The 18,177-nt window shown below is 40.6% G+C and carries 17 protein-coding genes; 5 read left to right on the top strand and 12 right to left on the bottom strand.

What is annotated here, in order from left to right; genetic code table 11:
- Window positions 1-32: 32 nt before the first annotated feature.
- The 5 genes from AN390_RS16015 to AN390_RS16035 all read right to left on the bottom strand — a co-directional run bounded on the left by AN390_RS16015 (window position 33) and on the right by AN390_RS16035 (window position 4,442).
- Window positions 33-926: a carbon-nitrogen hydrolase gene (locus AN390_RS16015; RefSeq protein WP_004588908.1), complete on the bottom strand. Its 894-nt coding sequence runs from the start codon at window positions 924-926 to the stop codon at window positions 33-35.
- Window positions 923-1,978: an agmatine/peptidylarginine deiminase gene (locus AN390_RS16020; RefSeq protein ID WP_055255348.1), complete on the bottom strand. Its 1,056-nt coding sequence runs from the start codon at window positions 1,976-1,978 to the stop codon at window positions 923-925. The genes AN390_RS16015 and AN390_RS16020 overlap by 4 nt, the downstream gene beginning before the upstream one ends.
- Before the next feature lie 57 nt (window positions 1,979-2,035).
- Window positions 2,036-2,644: a PilZ domain-containing protein gene (locus AN390_RS16025; RefSeq protein WP_054982349.1), complete on the bottom strand. Its 609-nt coding sequence runs from the start codon at window positions 2,642-2,644 to the stop codon at window positions 2,036-2,038.
- Window positions 2,645-3,024: 380 nt separating this feature from the next.
- Window positions 3,025-3,792 (bottom strand): haloacid dehalogenase type II, encoded by a 768-nt coding sequence (locus tag AN390_RS16030; RefSeq protein ID WP_055255349.1) that lies wholly within the window; start codon window positions 3,790-3,792, stop codon window positions 3,025-3,027.
- Entirely contained in the window at window positions 3,792-4,442 is a 651-nt protein-coding gene (locus tag AN390_RS16035) for a peroxiredoxin-like family protein (protein ID WP_055255350.1), read from the bottom strand. Before AN390_RS16035 ends, AN390_RS16030 begins: the two co-directional genes overlap by 1 nt.
- 120 nt (window positions 4,443-4,562) lie before the next feature.
- On the opposite strand from AN390_RS16035, the gene AN390_RS16040 reads away from it, so the two are divergent.
- The gene (locus AN390_RS16040) at window positions 4,563-5,450 is read left to right on the top strand and encodes a LysR family transcriptional regulator (protein WP_055255351.1); all 888 of its coding nucleotides are present in this window, start codon (window positions 4,563-4,565) and stop codon (window positions 5,448-5,450) included.
- Here the strand turns inward: AN390_RS16040 and AN390_RS16045 are convergent.
- On the bottom strand, window positions 5,430-5,945 hold the full coding sequence (locus tag AN390_RS16045) for a DUF2937 family protein (RefSeq protein WP_004588914.1): 516 nt from the start codon (window positions 5,943-5,945) through the stop codon (window positions 5,430-5,432). The genes AN390_RS16040 and AN390_RS16045 overlap by 21 nt on opposite strands.
- A 119-nt stretch (window positions 5,946-6,064) precedes the next feature.
- Here AN390_RS16045 and AN390_RS16050 point away from each other — a divergent pair, with 119 nt between their 5' ends.
- Genes AN390_RS16050 through AN390_RS16060 form a run of 3 tightly spaced genes read left to right on the top strand, consistent with a single transcriptional unit; the run spans window position 6,065 to window position 10,760 of the window.
- Window positions 6,065-6,640, top strand: a complete 576-nt coding sequence (locus AN390_RS16050; protein ID WP_004588915.1) for an RNA polymerase sigma factor — start codon at window positions 6,065-6,067, stop codon at window positions 6,638-6,640.
- Window positions 6,637-7,716 (top strand): FecR family protein, encoded by a 1,080-nt coding sequence (locus AN390_RS16055; RefSeq protein ID WP_055255352.1) that lies wholly within the window; start codon window positions 6,637-6,639, stop codon window positions 7,714-7,716. Before AN390_RS16050 ends, AN390_RS16055 begins: the two co-directional genes overlap by 4 nt.
- Window positions 7,717-7,724: 8 nt before the next feature.
- Window positions 7,725-10,760, top strand: coding sequence for a TonB-dependent siderophore receptor (locus tag AN390_RS16060; protein WP_055255353.1), 3,036 nt, complete (start codon window positions 7,725-7,727; stop codon window positions 10,758-10,760).
- Between the two features lie 303 nt (window positions 10,761-11,063).
- Here AN390_RS16060 and AN390_RS16065 read toward each other — a convergent pair whose 3' ends face one another.
- The 6 genes from AN390_RS16065 to AN390_RS16090 all read right to left on the bottom strand — a co-directional run bounded on the left by AN390_RS16065 (window position 11,064) and on the right by AN390_RS16090 (window position 16,832).
- The gene (locus AN390_RS16065) at window positions 11,064-11,507 is read right to left on the bottom strand and encodes a PA2169 family four-helix-bundle protein (RefSeq protein WP_055255354.1); all 444 of its coding nucleotides are present in this window, start codon (window positions 11,505-11,507) and stop codon (window positions 11,064-11,066) included.
- Window positions 11,508-11,680: 173 nt separating this feature from the next.
- Window positions 11,681-12,619 (bottom strand): LysR family transcriptional regulator, encoded by a 939-nt coding sequence (locus AN390_RS16070; RefSeq protein WP_024032602.1) that lies wholly within the window; start codon window positions 12,617-12,619, stop codon window positions 11,681-11,683.
- A 17-nt stretch (window positions 12,620-12,636) separates the two neighbouring features.
- A complete protein-coding gene (gene aceK / locus AN390_RS16075; protein WP_055255355.1) occupies window positions 12,637-14,355 on the bottom strand; it encodes a bifunctional isocitrate dehydrogenase kinase/phosphatase in 1,719 nt (572 codons plus the stop codon).
- A gap of 200 nt (window positions 14,356-14,555) precedes the next feature.
- Window positions 14,556-15,035 carry a hypothetical protein gene (locus AN390_RS16080; protein ID WP_029772054.1) on the bottom strand — a complete coding sequence of 160 codons (480 nt, stop codon included), beginning with the start codon at window positions 15,033-15,035 and terminating at the stop codon, window positions 14,556-14,558.
- Window positions 15,036-15,117: 82 nt separating this feature from the next.
- Window positions 15,118-16,614 (bottom strand): DUF3413 domain-containing protein, encoded by a 1,497-nt coding sequence (locus AN390_RS16085; protein ID WP_055255356.1) that lies wholly within the window; start codon window positions 16,612-16,614, stop codon window positions 15,118-15,120.
- Between the two features lie 5 nt (window positions 16,615-16,619).
- Window positions 16,620-16,832, bottom strand: coding sequence for a DUF1414 domain-containing protein (locus tag AN390_RS16090; RefSeq protein ID WP_004588923.1), 213 nt, complete (start codon window positions 16,830-16,832; stop codon window positions 16,620-16,622).
- Between the two features lie 62 nt (window positions 16,833-16,894).
- On the opposite strand from AN390_RS16090, the gene yejK reads away from it, so the two are divergent.
- On the top strand, window positions 16,895-17,911 hold the full coding sequence (yejK, locus tag AN390_RS16095; RefSeq protein ID WP_055255357.1) for a nucleoid-associated protein YejK: 1,017 nt from the start codon (window positions 16,895-16,897) through the stop codon (window positions 17,909-17,911).
- Window positions 17,912-18,177 lie beyond the last annotated feature (266 nt).

Raw genomic sequence — 18,177 nt, forward strand, 5'->3', positions numbered from 1 at the left:
TTGGCGTTTGCTCGCAAACGCCATGCAGTTATTTAGTCTCGGTAAATTTTTGTTAAGTCTTGATAGTGATCAATTCTGCGGTCGCGTAAGTACGGCCATATACGTCTTACGTTTTCAGAGGCTTTTTGATCAAGTTCTACTACTAAAATTTGCTCATCGGTATTGTTCGCCTCTGAGAGCATTTCGCCCTGTGGGCCTGCAATAAACGAGTTACCCCAAAATTGTATACCTTCGCTTTGTCCGCTAGGGTCGTTTTCGTGCCCTACACGGTTACAGCTAATAACGGGGACGCCGTTCGCAACCGCATGCGCACGCTGGCTTATTACCCATGCGTCTTTTTGGCGTGTTTGCTCTGCGTTATCATCACGTGGGTCCCAGCCTATTGCGGTTGGGTAAATTAGTACTTCTGCGCCAGCCATGGCCATTAAACGGGCCGCTTCAGGGAACCATTGATCCCAGCATACTAAAACACCTAATTTACCTACTGAGGTTTGAATTGGCTCAAAGCCTAAATCACCTGGGGTAAAGTAAAATTTTTCGTAAAAGCCAGGGTCATCAGGAATGTGCATTTTACGGTATTTACCCGCAATGGTGCCGTCTTTTTCAAGTACCACCGCGGTATTGTGATAAAGCCCGGTGGCACGTTTTTCAAACAGTGAAGCCACAATAACGATGCCTAGCTCTTTAGCAAGCTCGCCCAGTGTATTTGTGCTTGGGCCCGGAATTGTTTCGGCTAAGTCAAATACATCCACATCTTCTGTTTGGCAAAAATACAGACTACGATGCAGCTCTTGCAAAACCACAAGCTGTGCGCCTTGTTTAGCAGCATCACGAATGCCAGCAATCGACTTTGCCATATTTTGGCAGGCGTTATCACTGTTAGTTTGTTGCACTAAGGCAACGGTTAATTTTGCAGGGCTTGTCATTGTGCTGCTCCAGCTAAAAATCCACGAGGTAATTGCATGGTAATGCAATGTAAACTACCAAATTGTTCAATAATAGGTAGGCAATTAACGCCAATAATAGTGTGCGTTGGGTACGCTTTTTGAACTTGCGCTAGCGCCAGTGCGTCGTTGTCATCGTTATACGTCGGGACTAAAACCGTATTGTTGATAATCAAGTAGTTTGCGTACGTTGCCGGTAAACGGGTGTTGTCATCATCAAACACTGGTTTTGGCCACGGCAAATCAATTAACGTATATGGGGTATTATTTTGCGTTTTAAAGCTTTGCAGCTGCTTTTCCATCGCATCTAATGCGTTAAAGTGCTCATCTTCTTTAGTATCGCACTTAACATACACAAGTGTATTATTGGGGGCAAAACGTACCAGTGTATCGATATGGCTGTCGGTATCGTCACCGGCTAGGTAGCCATGATCTACCCATAAAAAGTCAGTTGCGCCTAAATGTGTTGTTAAAATTGACTCAATATCGCCTGATGATAAATCGGGGTTGCGATTTTTATTCAGTAAACATTCGCTGGTTGTAAGCAACACACCGTGTTCGTTAATTTCAATGCCGCCACCTTCAAGTACCACATTCAGGGCTTGGTAATCAGTGTTTGGGTTACTTAGCTGGTTTACCAGTACTGCGTTAATTTTATTATCGAGGGCACTTTCGAACTTATTACCCCAGCCATTAAAGATAAAGTCGTAAATTTTAAGTTGGCGAGCGTCGTCAATATTTGCGCAGGTAATAGGGCCGTGATCGCGTGCCCAGGTATCGTTTGTTGGTGTAACAACAAAGTGCACTTGGCTTAAGTTTATATTCGCTTTTGTTAGCAAGGCAGTAATGTGGCTTTTAAGCGCCGTGTTATGGGCAACAATAACAAGCTGCTGCACGGCTGTGATATGTGTTGCAAGCTCAACATAAACAGGCTCTACGCGTTCAAGCGTATCAGCCCAGTCGGTCTGTGCATGGGGCCAAGTAAGCATAACGGCGTCTTGCTCAGCCCATTCAGGTAAAAGTCTAAAGTTCATGAAGTTTTGATACAAATTACGGTGGCGCTAGTTTAGCATTTTACATGCATATGTCAGCTATTTATCGCCGCTAGAATCATCGTCAATTTGCTCGAGTTCTTGGCGTTTTTTTAGCTGGCGTGTTTGTGCATGTAAGCTGGCTCTGACAACTAATTCTTGGTCTGTGGTTCTTATTGCAGTAAACAGTAATGTGTATTGGTAGTGTTCGCTGTCTTGTTTTTCAACGGCTACAACTTCTGTATAACAGTAAACGGCTGAGGCTTCGTGGTGCAAAAATAGCTTTGTTCTAAATGCTTGGCCTATTGCGTATACATCAGGCGAAGTAAAGCGAATGCCGCCTCCGCCGTAGCTATCGCACTGTATGGCGTTATCTTGAGCTTGCTCTGAGGCTAAAATGTGGCTCATTATTAAATCAATTTTACGCGACTGTGCTTGTAAAAAAGCCGCCAGCTCTTGTGCTAAATCGCCCAGGTTTCTAAGGGGTCTTAAAGAGGCCTGTTCAAGCTCACTGACTTCGTTAGCTAGCTTAAATAGAGGAGGTATGTCGTCTTCAAGCGCGAGTTGAGATTGCGGCACTAACTGATTTTCTACAGCAAATAAGTTTACTCGAATGCTTTCATTTATTTGAAAGTATTCTTCAAATTCGCTTAATCTTTGACTGTTCATAATTATCTCCACTGCGTATTCATTAAATAGTAGCGTTGTGGGGAGTAAATTGCTAGCAGATAAAAATGCTAAATGGTTTGTTTATAAGCCAGTTTTTAAGAATGTTAATTAGGGCGTGTTGAACTTTGCGGATTGAAATTTGTTCAATCTAGGGCGTTTAAATCGCAGCGTGAGGTTTGTAACCTCGTGGGCACGATAACAGCTCCTGCGTTTCGCCTATTTATATGGAATAACCACACTTCATAGGCTCTGCCTTGCCTAAAAACCAAACACACTGCTGCAAATTCAACTATTAAAAATCAACACGCCCTAATAAAAAAGCGGCCAATGTCATCCTAACATCGGCCGCTTGGGTATTGATTAATTAGCGCTGGGAGTGCTTATTTAAGTAGAGCGGCTAATTCATGTAAATCTTTCACAACGTGGTCTGGTTTTTTTGCCAGTGGGTAAAGTGTTTTACCTGGGCGGGCGATAAAGGTTGTTTGTAACCCGGCTTCTTTAGCACCTGCTACATCCCAACCGTGCGCCGCTACCATCATTGCTTCATTTGCTTTTACATTTAATTTTGTTAGCACCCACTCATAGGCACGTAAGTCTGGTTTATAAATTTTAATATCTTCAATGCTGTAACGCGCATCAAAGAACGACATTAATCCAGCGCTCTCAAACTGGGCTTTAACACCTTTGTTTGAAGAATTTGTCAGACTTACTAACTTATAGCCCTGTGCTTTGAGTTTTGCCAGTCCTTCTTTCACATCTTTGTGAGGAGGTAGGGTTAAAAGCGGGGTGACAATGGCTGTTTTTGCTTGTTCATTAGTAATGGCTATGTTGTTATTTTTGGCAACCATGCGCAGCGATGCAACGCCAATTTGACCAAAATCGTGGTAATTGCCACTTACAGTATCAACGAGTGAATGATGCAACATGGTCGAAAACCAAAGTGGTAATAAATCCTCACGCCCGCCAAGCGCTTTACCAATAGAGGTGCGCATGGAGGTTAAATCTAACAAGGTTTCGTTTACATCAAAAATAAGTACTTTAGGTTTCGCTTGTGCCTGTGGCTCCTCTGCCATAGCGTAGCCAGAGGCAAGGCTAGTACCAACAAGTAGTGATAAGGTAAGGGTTTTTAACGATTTTAAAATAGACATTAGTGTTGCTCCGATTCAAGGGCGGCCAATACATCAGTAGGCTCTGCGCGTAGGGTATAGTCTTCGTTTAAAAAGGCATACGTAATTATGCCTTTTTGGTTAATTATATAGGTTGCTGGTAAAGGTAATTTATAACTTTTATTGCCGTAGTACTTTTCAAAATCAATACCAAACTGGCTATAAAGCGCCACAATACGTTCATCTAAAGTAAACAGTAAACCAAATTGCTCGGCCACCCTGTTATTAATATCTGAAAGCACATCGAATTCAAGGGCATTTTTTTGTGCGCTAGATAACGTCTCGTCGGGTAATTGTGGCGATATCGCAACTAACTGCGCATTGTGCGTTTTAAATTCGGGTAAGTGATCATTAAGTGCTTTTAGCTCTAAATTACAATATGGACACCAGTTACCACGGTAAAAGCTAATTATTACCGGGCCATTATTTAATAAATCAGCGAGCTCAACTTGCTCAGCGCTATGATTGTTTAAGCTGAAATTGCTTACTTTAGCGCCTACCTGTAGCGCATTATCTTTTATATGCTGAGCAATGAGCTCTTCATTTGTCTGCGCCATAAGGGCTAATACATCGCTAGGTAGCTTCGCTTCTTTTTGCACGTTATAGGCATCAATCTGTGCTTTTAAACTCATTATTAAATCTCGAATATAACTGTACGGCGATTATGGATGTTTTAGTTATTTAAATATATATTGCAAAACTGAAAGCTTCATTCGAAAATATTAAATACTAAAAACTGCCTAGCCAAATGTATGTATAATTTAAGTGACCTAGAAACATTTATTGCCGTCGTAGAAAATAAAGGGGTGCTTGCAGCTGCGCGTGAGCAACGTTTGTCGCCGGCAACAGTAAGCCACAGGCTAAGCAAGCTCGAGCGTGAGCTTTCAACCGTGTTAGTGTTCAGAGACAGCAGACGAGTGAGGTTATCGCCCGCCGGTGAGCTATTTTATCATCGCGTAGGGGCTATTATAGAAGCCTTGCACGATGCAGAGCACAGCATTGGCGCACGAAGCTCTTCAGTGAGCGGGTTATTACGTGTGACTATGCCACCGTGGGTTTTTTCAAAGTATGTTATGCCTAAGTTGACCGAGTTTGAAACCCAATACCCGCAGCTCAAGCTCGACTTTTTAATTACTGATCATTTTGTCAATGTGGTCGATGATGCACAAGATGTGGCAATTAGAGTAGGGCAATTAACCGATTCTGGCCTGCTTTCTCGCAAAATTGTCAACAACTCCCGTATTTTATGTGCAGCACCAAGTTATATAAAAAAGCATGGTATGCCTTGTACACTAAGCGAACTGAGCACGCACTATTGGGTGTGTTTACCCTGGCAAAGGCAGTTAAAACTGTATGATAAAAATAATAAAATACACACCTTTAATGCCAAAACGCGCTTTACGATTTCTAATTCCGATAACATGACGCAAGCAGCCCTTGCCGGACATGGCATAGCCATTAAATCTAAAATTGCGATTAACGATGAGCTAAGTGCCGGAAACTTAGTAGAGGTGATGCCCAATGTAATGGCCCAAAGCGACGCGCCGGTGTGGTTTTTACGGCCTCAAAATAGCTTAACAACCCGTAAAACCGAGGTGTTTTATGAGTTTATGAAGTCTTTATTTGCCAGCTATGAATAAGCGGTAATACCCGCGCTTAATAATGAATAAGGTTACAAAGCCAATAAACTCAGCAAAAATAGCAATAATAATGGCGCTAACTAGCGCTGCTATTATGGAGTCTTTTTTTAACACTATTTGCCCTTCAAAGCGTTGCCATACTTGCTTTTTAATGGTGAGAAAGTCGCTGGTTAAAGTAAATAAATAGGGCGATTGGTTAAAGTTATTAACTGCCGCTTGTAAAGAGTGCTGGCGATTATTGAGGCTTTTAATATGGGTAGCCCCCTTACCCACAATATCATCACCAATATTTTCATAGTGGGCAATTAACTTGTTTAAATCGTTGTTAAAGTAGTTTTGAGCATCTTTTTTAAACGGGGCTAATGCGTTATTCGCTTCAATTAAATGTGCATCTAAAGCGTGCCCAAAGTCACTTACAAAGGCCGGTATTTGTACCCCTAATAGTAAACCTGCTGCAAAAAAGCTGAGCCTTATGTAATCTAATAATTTACTCATTTGATCTCCTGTTTACTCAAAACCCACCTAAACAACGCTAAATTAACATTTGCGCTTGTTTTTATGCCAAAAACTCGTAATCTATCGGTAATAAAAATAACAATAGGCCTATGTTAAGGATGACTACCAAAGTAAATATGACATCAACGTTTGTTGATATCACTAAGCAGTTAAAACGCTTTGTGTCGCGTATTGTACAGCCCGATGACGTAGAAGACATTGTGCAAGAAACCTTTATTAAAAGCTACGAAGCTGATTTAAAACAAGATATTCAGTTTAGACGCAGTTACATGCTTAAAACTGCAAAGCACTTAGCGCTTAATCATATAGCCAAGTGGGATAACAAGTTTAATGACTCGTTAGAGCACGACGCAGAATTACCCCCGCTGCTTAAATCCTCACAACTTGAGGATGAGTACACCTCAAAAGAGCGTTTTTTACTTTTTTGCAGAGCAACGGATCAACTAAATTCTTCTATCCGTAAATGTTTTATATTTAAAAAAGTGTACGGTATGAGCCAAAAAGAAATCGCCCAGCACATGCAATTAAGTGAAAGCACAGTAGAAAAACACATTGCCAAAGGTTTATTACAAACCATGTTATACATGAAAGAACATGAACAAAATCATAACCAATCTGCGGCACATAATTCTGCTTGTAATTCGGCTCTATCAATTGAGAGGGCAGCAAAATGAGTAATGTTCATCAATTTACATCAAAAGATTTAATTTTAGAAAAAGCCTGCCAATGGATCAGCGCAATTGATAGGGGCTTAAGCGAAATTGAAAAAGAGCAATTTAAGCTTTGGATGATGCAAAGCACCGCCCATCAAGATGCCGTCTACGAACTTGCGCAGCTATGGGATGAATTGTCCGTATTAAACGAGTTAAGCAGTTTATTTCCGCATAGAAGTGTAAAACAGCCCCAGAAAAAAAGATGGGCGTTTTCTAGTGCGATTGCCGCGAGCTTATTTGCAGCATTAATGGTGTGTAGTTACTTATTAATTAACCTTGAAAACGGCTACAACGAAGAGCTGGCTAAAATAAATTACACCAAAATATATACAACGAAGGTGGGCGAACAAGCCACGTATGTTTTACCCGACGGCACCATAGTGCAATTAAACACGAATAGCCTATTAGAGGTAGCTTATAGCAAAGGGCGTCGTCAGTTATTACTGAGCAAGGGTGAAGGGCGTTTTAATGTAGCAAAAGATGCATCGCGCCCATTTAGTGTGATGGCTGGCGATAAGAGCTTTACGGCACTTGGTACTGTATTTAATGTACAACGCAATACCTCTTCTGATTTAGAGCTGGTTGTAACCGAAGGTAAAGTGATGATCACCGACCCAAGTGTTGCTGTAAGTGCCAACGATTTTAAAGACTACCAACTGGCTGATAACAACGCTAAAAAAGTACGTAAAATCAATGCCAATATTGTTATCTCTGGCGAAAAAGCAATTATAGAGCAAAGCATTACTAAACCTATCACACAGCTTTCTGTGGATGACGTACAGCGTGATTTAGCGTGGCAAAATGGCATGTTAATTTTTAATGGTGAGCATTTAAGCGATGCATTAAATGAAGTGAGCCGCTACACCTCTACGCGTTTTGAGCTTTCAAGCGATGAGCTTGCCAATATAAAAGTGGCGGGTGTATTTAAAGCTGGCGATGTTGAGGGGCTACTTGAGAGTTTACAGACTAACTTTGCAATTGAGCATGAGCGTTTAGGTGAACATATGGTGAGCCTAACACAGCAAACTAAATCATAAGAAATGTTATGCATATCAAACAAATGTTAGGTGAAGTTGCATCTTTAAATGTTATTAGTAAAAAAAAGTTTAAAAAAAAGATAAAAAACTATAGAGGAATTTTGTTTGTCAGCTGTTTATATAAATTGCGCAGTAACCAAACGCATTTATTTAGTGGTTTAAGTGTACTTGCTCCGGCTATTTTTAGCTTGAGTGTGCAAGGGGCAACACAGACCACTGGGCAAATGGTGCAATTTGATATACAAGCGCAGCGAGCAGACAAAGCCTTAATAGAATTTGCGAAACAAACAGAGCAAACCGTGGTGTTTTCTTATGAGTTGGCAAAAAATTACCAAGCAAATTCGGTTTATGGTTTTTATACCCAATTAGATGCACTGCAAGCATTATTAAGTGGGACTGAGCTCGATGCGGTTGTTGATCAAAATGGTTTACTGAGTATAAAACTCAAACAAATCAATAGGAAAGATAACAACATGATGAAGCTTTCAGGGGTTAGTGCAGCTGTATTACCAGCATTGCTTGCAGCAAATTCACACGGTGTGAATGCAGCAGAGGATGTTGCACAAGAGAAAATAGAAAAAATTGCTATTGTAGGTAGCCGCGTAGCAGGGCGCTCAGTAGAAGATTTACCCGTACCCGTTGATATTTTAAGTGCTGAAGCACTTGAAAACACAGGCCAAACCGAAGTTGGCCGTATGTTGCAATCTATTGCACCTTCATTTAACTTTTCAAGCTCGTCAATCAGTGACGGCACTGACGCCTTACGACCTGCAACACTGCGTGGTTTAGGGCCTGACCAAACACTTGTGCTTATTAATGGTAAGCGCCGCCATCAGGCAAGTATTATTCATATCAATACCTCAGTAGGGCGTGGTACCGCAGGTACCGATATGAATGCTATTCCAGCCTCAGCTATTAAACGTATAGAAGTTTTACGAGACGGCGCAGCAGCGCAATACGGCTCAGATGCAATTGCCGGTGTAATCAATATTGTACTAAAAGATGGTAGCGAAGGCGGCAAAGCAGCGGTTAATTACGGCCAATACTCAGAGGGTGATGGCGAAACAGTAAACGTTGATTTTAATAAAGGGTTTGCCCTAGGTGATAGCGGCTACTTAAATGCAACACTTAATTACCGCGACCGCTCGCCTACTAACCGCGCAGGTTTGCACGGCTCGTGTCAGTTTTATGGCTGTACAGAGCTTAGCGACGGTACTTTACTGGCAGACGATCCGCGTGAACTGACCGCCGACAGAGACACTTTTCGTATTGGTGATGCCGACTCACAACAATTTGGCTTAACCGTTAATACAGGGTATGAGTTAGGTGATGGTGAGCTGTATGGCTTTATTACTTATTCAACGCGCGATAACGAATCAGCAGCGTTTTTCCGTCATAATGCGAATGCGGGCGGTAACCCTGTTTTACAAGACAACGATGCAACTATCCCGTTAGGCTTTTTACCCAAAATTAATACCACAATTGATGATATTTCTTACAACTTTGGTTACAAAACCGACTTTGATAACGATGCAAGTTTAGATGTATCGTACACCTACGGTGAAAACAGTATTGATTACACAACAAGTGACACAATTAATGCCTCGTACGCTAACTTTTTACGATACGAGCAAGGTTTAAGTGCCGCTGATATTCGCAGTACTATTCCACGTGAAGCCTATGCCTATGGCATGGAGTTATCACTGCAAACCATTAATATAGATTTTACGCAAAACTTTGATGACTACTCGCTGGCTATGGGTGCAGAAATACGTACCGATGAATACCGTATTTTAGAGGGCAGCGAATATGCTTATCGTGATTACGACACCCTTGATGGGGTAAGTATTTATAGTGGTTTAAGTGGCGGTGTAGGCTCTGAAGATGCCTCTGGCGGCACGCAAGGTTTTGGTGGTTCTTCGCCGGCATCATCGGTTGATGAGTCACGCGATGTAATTTCGTTTTACCTTGATGCAGAAACCTACCTAATTGAAGATGTCATTTTATCAGGCGCACTGCGTTATGATAATTACAAAGGCTTTGGCGACACGGTAAACTTTAAGCTTGCAGGTAACTGGGCAATTACTGATGATGTGTCACTGCGTGGTGCATTAAGCTCAGGCTTTAGAGCGCCATCAATGCAGCAATTGTATTTTAACAATATCAGCACACAATTTGTTGTGGCTGAAGACGGCTCATTGGTTGCTGAAGAAGTAGGTACATTCAGAAACGATTCAACCCTTGCGCAAAGTTTAGGTATTCCAAAACTTAAAGAAGAAAAATCGCAAAACCGCAGCTTAGGTATTGTCTACAACGTGACGGGTAACATTAATGTTACTGTGGATTACTACTCAATTGATATTGACGACCGCATAGTAATTAGTAATCGTTTAGGTAAAGGGCTTTCTTCAAGCCTAGATGCTGCATTAATCAGCTCAGGCGCAGGTGCAGGACAGTTTTTCTTAAATGGTGCAGATACCGAAACTTCGGGTATTGATTTTGTAGCTACTTGGAATACCGAGGGATTAGGTGGCACGCTTGATTTTACTTTAGCAGCTAACTTTACTGAAACTGAGGTGGTGTCGTTATTTACGCCATCGGGCTCAGGGCTTGAAACCGTACCTGTTGAAGATGTTTTCTCTGATCAAGAAATTTCAATTATTGAAGAGTGGCAACCAGAAGATCGCATCAACTTAAGTGCGCTTTACCAGCGTGGAGATTGGACTGTGAACCTTTCACTTAACCGCTTTGGTGAATACACAGTAGAAGATGGCGGACGCCAAACCTACGGAGCAGAAATTTTAACTGACGTTAAAGTTAACTACTTCGTGACTGAAGATTTATCTGTAAATATTGGTGCAAATAACTTATTTGACGTGTACCCAGATAAAAACACCATTGGTAACTCACGCTCGGGCACAATTGTAGATTCAAATGGCAATACTATTGTAAGCAGCGATGGGGTATTTGAATACTCTCGCCGTTCAGCGCCATTTGGCTTTAATGGTGCTTATTACTATGTAGGTGCAGAATACCGTTTTTAATAAATAACACTCCCTTATGTTATTTAAGTTCAAAGGGCCGTAAGGCCCTTTTTTTGTATTTAGCCTTTTTAGTATTTATTTGTAAACCGCGATTTTATTATTGTGCAACGCCTTACCTCAGCGTTAAATTATACCAATTCGCTTAATTAAACATTATTACGGATTGGTATACCCCCTGTATGGCTTTGATGATACTAAATGAGGCATTTTGGACTTGGCTATACATAGCAGGGTTTAAACTGGACGTTGTAATAATAAAAAACCCAGCGGCTAGGCTGGGTTTTAAATATATGCAATTGAAAATTAATGCTTTTGCATTCGGCTCATTTCGGTGTGGCAGCTTTGCATCGTTAGCAAGGTTTTCGCTAAGGCTGCTTCACAGTCGGCTGGCTGTGGTTTCTCCATCGCTGCTTTAATTTCTTCAAGGGTTTTATCTTCTACTTCTTCAAGCTCTTTAACGTATGTTTTATCGTTATGAGAACTAAATGAAGTGAGTAGGGCTGTGTAAGCTCTGCGTGCTTCTACAGCAAAAGAAGAGCCGTCTTCACGCTCACCTTTTTCGTTAACTGCATAAGGTTGTAAGCGCTCAACACTTACTTTTCGTGCGTCAATCATGCGTTGAAATAATGCGCCAATGGCTGGGTCTTCAACTTTCTCTTGCGCTTTTTGATAAAAATCAATGCCACTGTTCATTACTTGGATGATGTCAGTAATATGAGTTGCTTCTGTTCCTTGATGGGTATTCATAATGACCTCTCTTTACATGAATTTAAGTTTCATAGTAAATAGAGCAAAGGCCATTCCAGTTTTATTTTAATTTTTAACATGCTGAAATAGTTAGCTATTTTATTTATATTCAAACTGCAAGGCTATTTAAAATAAAATAACCTCGCAAATTTTACATGGCTTTTGTAATAAGGTTATTTAAGCTCATCAGCCACTTCGGCTACTTTTTGGCGTAACCATATATGACTTGCATCGCGATGCAGTAAAGGGCTCCAAATCATATCTAGTTCAAAAGGCGGTATAGGAAATGGAGGCTCTAAAATTTTAAGGCCTGCATCATCTAAGTAAATATTGGCAGCCTTTGAAGGTAAGGTCGCCACTAAATTTTGCTCTTTTGCTAAATGAATGGCTACGTGGTAATTACGGGTAAACGTAGCAATATTTCGGTGTTTACCAAAATGGGCAAGTGCTTCATCTACCCAACCTAGCTTTTGTACATCTTTAGGGTCCATACCTACGCCAACCCCAAAGCCGGTTTTACTGACCCATATATGGCGGGCTTTTAAATAGCTGTCTAGGCTAAAGTTTTCGATAATTGGGTTGTCAGCTTTTACTAAGCAGCAAAAGCTGTCTTTCCATATGCGTTTATGATGAAAAGATTGCGGAAGGTTTTCAAAGCGGTTAATTGCCATATCCACTTTACCATTTTCAACATCATGAAACGTTACATCACTAGGCGTCAGTATATCTAGGGTTGTATCGGGCGCTTCTTCATGAAGTTTACTTAAAAGCTTAGGCGCTAATGTACTGGCTGCATAGTCACTGGCCATTATTCTAAATACACGTTTACTTTGGCTGGCTTCAAATTCGCGATTAGGTGCGAGAGTTTCTTCTAGGGTCATTAATATACCGCGAATAACCGGTTGCAGCTCTATAGCACGCTCTGTGGGGACCATACCTTCACTGGTACGTACCAAAATTGGATCGTTAAACAAGTTTCTTAAACGCTTAAGGCCGTTACTCATAGCTGGTTGAGTAATACTTAACTGGTTAGCGGCGCGGGTTACGTTACACTCACGTAATAGGGTGTCGAGGTAAACCAGCAAATTTAAATCTATTTTACTTATGTTCATTGTGTGTCCTTTAACGCTTACCAGTGATGAATAAAGCGTTGTGCTGTCGGGTATGGGTATATGTGACTAACATGACCCTTTTTTATATTTTGCTGAGCTTGCTTCCAAAAACTAACATCAACAAGCTCGGGGTGTGTACTGAGCAAAAACTGTTTGTACTTTGGGTTTGGCATAACAAAGGTACAAAGTTGCTCAGGAAAAACATCTTGCGGCGCAACTGAGTAGCTTTGTTCATCAGTTAAGTAATCATCATAGCTTTTGGCCTTAGGTAAGGCCCTAAAGTTCATATCTGTTAGGTATTGAACCTCATCGTAGTCGTAAAAAATAATGCGCTTGTGTTTGCTTACCCCAAAGTTTTTAAGCAGCATGTCGCCTGGGAATATATTTACCGCAATCATTTCTTTAAGTGCTTGGCCATACTCTTCTATTGCATCGGCAGCACTTTCTTCGCTGGCGTTTTCTAAAAATAAATTAAGCGGTGTCATGCGCCTTTCAATATATAAATGCTTGATAATAAGCCACGGGCCTTCAATTACCATAGATGAGCCAATGGTTTTATGTAGCTGCGCCAGTAAATTACTATCAAAGCGTGCCAAAGGAAATACGACGTTAGAGTATTCTATGGTATCAGCCATGCGGCCAACCCGATCATGGCTTTTTACCAGTTGATAGCGTTTAAGCACGGTCTCGCGGCCAAACGGTTTGCTTTCGCCAAACTTATCTTTAATTACTTTAAATACATAGCCAAAAGAGGGCAGTGTAAATACCATCATAACCATGCCTGGTGTGCCTGGCGCTATAATAAAGTTATCGTCTGAGTGAGACAAGTGATGTAAAAATTCACGGTAAAACTCTGTCTTACCTTGTTTATGAAACCCAATGGCATTATAAAGCTCAGCGAGTGTTTTATTAGGCATAAGTTGATTTAAAAATCGCACCATGGCTGAGGGCGCATGGGTTTCAACCATAAAATAAGCCCGTGCAAAGCCAAAAATAACCCGCATTTGCGATGATTTGGTTAATAGCGCATCGAGGTATAAGCCTTTATCTTCATGGTGCAGTACCGCAATAATAAAAGGCTGCACACCGCTTTGAGAGACAACTCGGCCGACTATGTAAGCTGCTTTGTTACGATAAAAAGGCGCGTGCAAAATATCAAAGCGCATTTGCCAAGGCTGGTGGTGAGTGTCTGGCGCTTGTTTGTAAAATGCCTTTACCAGCAAACGTATATCCCGCTCTAAATTTACAAACGGGGCTTTAAAATCAAAATGCTCAATAATGCGCTTGATTGTGGGCTTTAAACCATCAACCACTGGAAAGTAGCTGCGGTACTCTGCCTCAACAGGAATGGCAGGGGCATCTTTTAATGTGGCTTGTACAAATATAAAGTCGTTATGAAAATAGCGTCTGTGGTACAAACGGCAAAATACTGAGTTATAAAATGTTTCGGCAAGTTCAGCTTGAGGATGAAAGCATAAAAAGCGTTGGTACAGTATTTTTACTTCAAGCCAAAGTTGCTCATCTAATTGCTCAGTTAACTGTGCTTGTTTTAATGCTTTAGTAGTTTCGTTTACTCTGTCATCGTAGTAACTAATACGCAGTTTACTAATTTCATTAATTTGCTGCCAATCGCGCTTTGCAAAGGCAAGCGGGGCTTGGGCGGTGGTTTTTTGAAACAGCTGATAATGCTTTTTAAAACCCGTTAAAATTAATTCAGCTATATGGCGTGGCTGCATAAACACTCCTTAAAAAAGTGTATATAACGATTTTAGTACAGCATTTATAAATGTTAGTGGTGCTGTAGTGTTATACACGTTAGAGCTTTAACTCTATAGTTGTTAAGGTTATGTTATTTTAAGTTTAAAACCAAGATAAATATTCTCAGTTTTTATACTTTTAGCTTAAAGCATAATTGAGTGTGATGGCAAAAGCCATGCTATTGGTAGGAGGCTATTTTTTTCTCTAATTTTTTAATGCGCTTTTCAATTTCGGTGGTTTGCTTTTTATGATCTTTATTTATTATTTTTAATTGTTTGGTAATATCTTTGCTAATTAACTTTTTGTCCTCGTCATCTAAAATACGGTTGAGGCGCTGTTGTTGGTTGTACTCTGCGCGGTCTTTTTTACGTTTTATAATCGCTAATTTATTAGTATTACTTCTCAGCTCAGCTTGCAGATCAAGCACAATCCGTTCGCGCTCTAATGCGTTTAGCTCTTTTGTGTAGTCTTGCGCCGGTGCAGTATTAATTCCCGATACAGTATTAATTGTGTAGGCGGTAGCGTTATCGTTACAAGGGAATTGCGAAAAGATAGTGCCGTTTTTTGTCACGCATTTATAGTAAGTTGTGGCATTTTGCGCATGCAGAGAAAGTGGGCATACCATTACTGCGCATAAAAAAAGTGTGTGTTTTTGCATTAATTTCATCCCTGAGCGTTTACTATGATTTAGTAAATATAACCTAGCTTGGTGTTATAGCAAGCTAGGTTAAGGGATAGGGCTATTGTGTGTAGGTTTTTAGCTTTTTAATACTTTGTACTAAAAACGGGATATCGAGGCTTTGCTCAATAGAAAAACCTTCAGCGGCAGATATATTTTTATAGTTACCGTCTGAATCTATTAGCGTAATTCTATCTTTTTTGTAAGCAATAACTACGCCTTGCGAGTAATTAACGCCAGTGTCCGTTTTTTTCTTATACAGGTTTTCACCTAGCATGGTTTGTTTAACCACAGACTTACAGTTTAAGTATTGGCCTACACTGGTTGCAATAATATCACTGGGTTGAATAAGTCCATCTACCTTGGCTATTCGCTTATCTGAGCTGTATAACACCGATGATGTAACTACTTCCGAGCTATTATTAGCTAAGCTAAACGCAAAAGTATGGGTGTCGTCACTGCGAGGAGACGGATTATCTTCACCTTTAATGATTTTAATTGCGCTGTTTGAATGCGCTTGATCGTTTATAAAGTTTAGCTTTTCAATTCCAGCTAGCTCTATGCTTCTGCGCTGACTTTGCCACGCGGGCAAGGTTTGCTCTGATAAAATAGCCATCTTATAAAAAGAAGGTAAGCCATACACTAAACTAAACAAGCTATCGCCATGGTGTGTTGGCTGTAAAAACTGATCAGTTTTATGTAGGTTTTTATGCTTGGCAACAAAGCGTTTTAACTGCTCGTTGGTATCAAATACAAAAATATCGACTTGCTGAGCAGTGTAATCTTCACATTTTTGCATTGGCGCAGGTATTTGGTAATTAATATTTTGGTTATTAATTCTTACATTGTGAGCTTGTTTATAGCTTTCAATGTCGAGCAAATCATTTTTTGCTAATAAGCTTTTAGCGGTCGTAGGGTACGACAGCGGTAAAACGTTATCTTGCTTTGTTATATCAAACTTTAAATTTGCATCTGCCCAAATGTGAATACTGTGGCTAAGTGCAAAACACAACACTAAAAACGAGCTGGCAAAACGGGCAAACTTAAGTTGTTTTAAACGCGCTAAGTGCTGCCATGTATAGTTACTTACAACTAATTGGAAGCCTAAAATGAGTAAAACAATCCCCCCGGCTAGCAATGTAGTAAGGGCAGGCGAGCTAGTTAGACGGTGCCACAGTAAGGAAATGATTTCCGGTAGCGCAGAGGAACTTAAATGATAGCCCAGATTAACGTATACATACGCATCAAGCGTTAAAATAGACGCCCCAAGCGTAGCAATAACGGCAGCCATACCTCGAATATGTCGAGGGTAGGGAAACACTAAACTTAAAGGAAATACCGTCAGCACAAATGCTAAAAAAGCGATAAAGCTCGTATGGCTTAACCACGTCACTAACATATAGGTAATACCCATAAAGCTAGTTGGCGGTGAATCTGCAAATAAAAAGCTTAGGCTAATAAAAAGCGCTAAACCAATATTTGCAAAAGTGAACCAGTGGCCCCAACTTAATAACTGACTCGCTTTTGACGAAAACTGATTGTGCTGCGATAAATTCATATAATTTATTTAACCGACTGAGCAAGTGCTTTTGCAAAGTTCTCAGTTACGGCTTGTCTTTTCCCTGCAGGTACATGCTCTTTTAGGATATGCGTGATAGAATTTCCTAAACACATAAGGCTTAAATCAACCGGCGCATTGTGTTGCGTTAGCACATCAATGAGCTGATCGACGATTTGTTCTACTTCTTCATTAGAGTATTTTGATAAGATTGGCATCAGTTGGTTCAATAAAAGAGTTATATTCTCGTATTTTAACACCAGAGGCGTGAAAAACAAAGATGACAACAGACGTTAAAAAATTAGTCGTTCATTATGTAGACAAAAAAGACGACGATACGCAAATTCACCTACGAAACGATGAAATGGTGATAAACGATAAAGTCGCTGTTTTTATCGAACAACTTCATCATGCATACAACTCAAAGCCAGGTAAAGGTTACTGTGCATTTAGTGGCGATAAAAACAGTGTTGTAGCCTCGGCAATGCAAAGCTATCGTAATGACGAGTTAGGCTTTTGGCACATGACCGAGCAGGCATCTACTGTTTTAAAAGAAGAGTTAGATAAATATGCCTTTAGCGAAACAGGCTACTTAGTATTTTGTCATTATCAGTATGTGGCTACTGATTACATGCTAATAGCTATGATCAATATTAAAGAGCACTACAGCATGACCTCTGAGCTTGATTTAGCAGCGTCGCGCCACTTAGACATATCGCGCATGCAACTAGCTGCACGTATCGATTTAACCGCGTGGGATACTCAAGCTGACGACAATCGCTATATCTCTTTTATTAAAGGGCGAGCAGGGCGAAAAGTAGCAGACTTTTTCTTAGACTTTTTAGGTTGTGAAGAGGGCATAGACCCTAGACAACAAAGCCAAGTGATGCTTAATGCCGTTGAAGACTATTTATCGGAGCAATCATTCGATAAATCAGAAAAAGACGAGTTACGTAAGCAAGTATTTGATTACTGTAACGATTGTGTGACCACGGGTGAAGATGCAAGCGTTACTGAGCTTTCGGCTACGCTAACGAAAGGTGACGACAGTCCGTTTGATAACTTTTGCAAAGAGCAAAGCTACGATTTAGAAGACTCTTTCCCGGTCGATAAAAAAACGGTGACCAGTATGGTCAAGTTTTCGGGTTTAGGGGGCGGAGTTAGTGTTAGTTTTGAGCGTAAACATTTAGGTGAGCGCGTAACTTACAATGAAGCGACCGATACACTGGTTATTAAAGGCATTCCACCAAACTTAAAAGATCAATTACAACGCTTTATGGAAAATGAAAGCGAATAAACTCATTTGATCTAGTTAAAAGCCGATTTAAGAGCGCGATATTTATATCGCGCTTTTTTATTACCTTTAATTTAGTTTTATTAATGATCTAAAGCGCAGCGCTTCTAAATCTCTTCGAGGATAAATCTTTTATTACAGGCTTTGCCCGTCACGCCAACAAGTTATGCGTCTACAAGTAAAAATAGCCACGATGCTAAATTTAGGTTGTAGATACCATCTCTCATTTTAAGCTTCAAGGTCGTACTTAACTTTCTTGGAGCTTAAAC

This window comes from Pseudoalteromonas sp. P1-11, from assembly GCF_001399995.1.
GTDB classification, from domain to species: Bacteria; Pseudomonadota; Gammaproteobacteria; order Enterobacterales; family Alteromonadaceae; genus Pseudoalteromonas; species Pseudoalteromonas atlantica.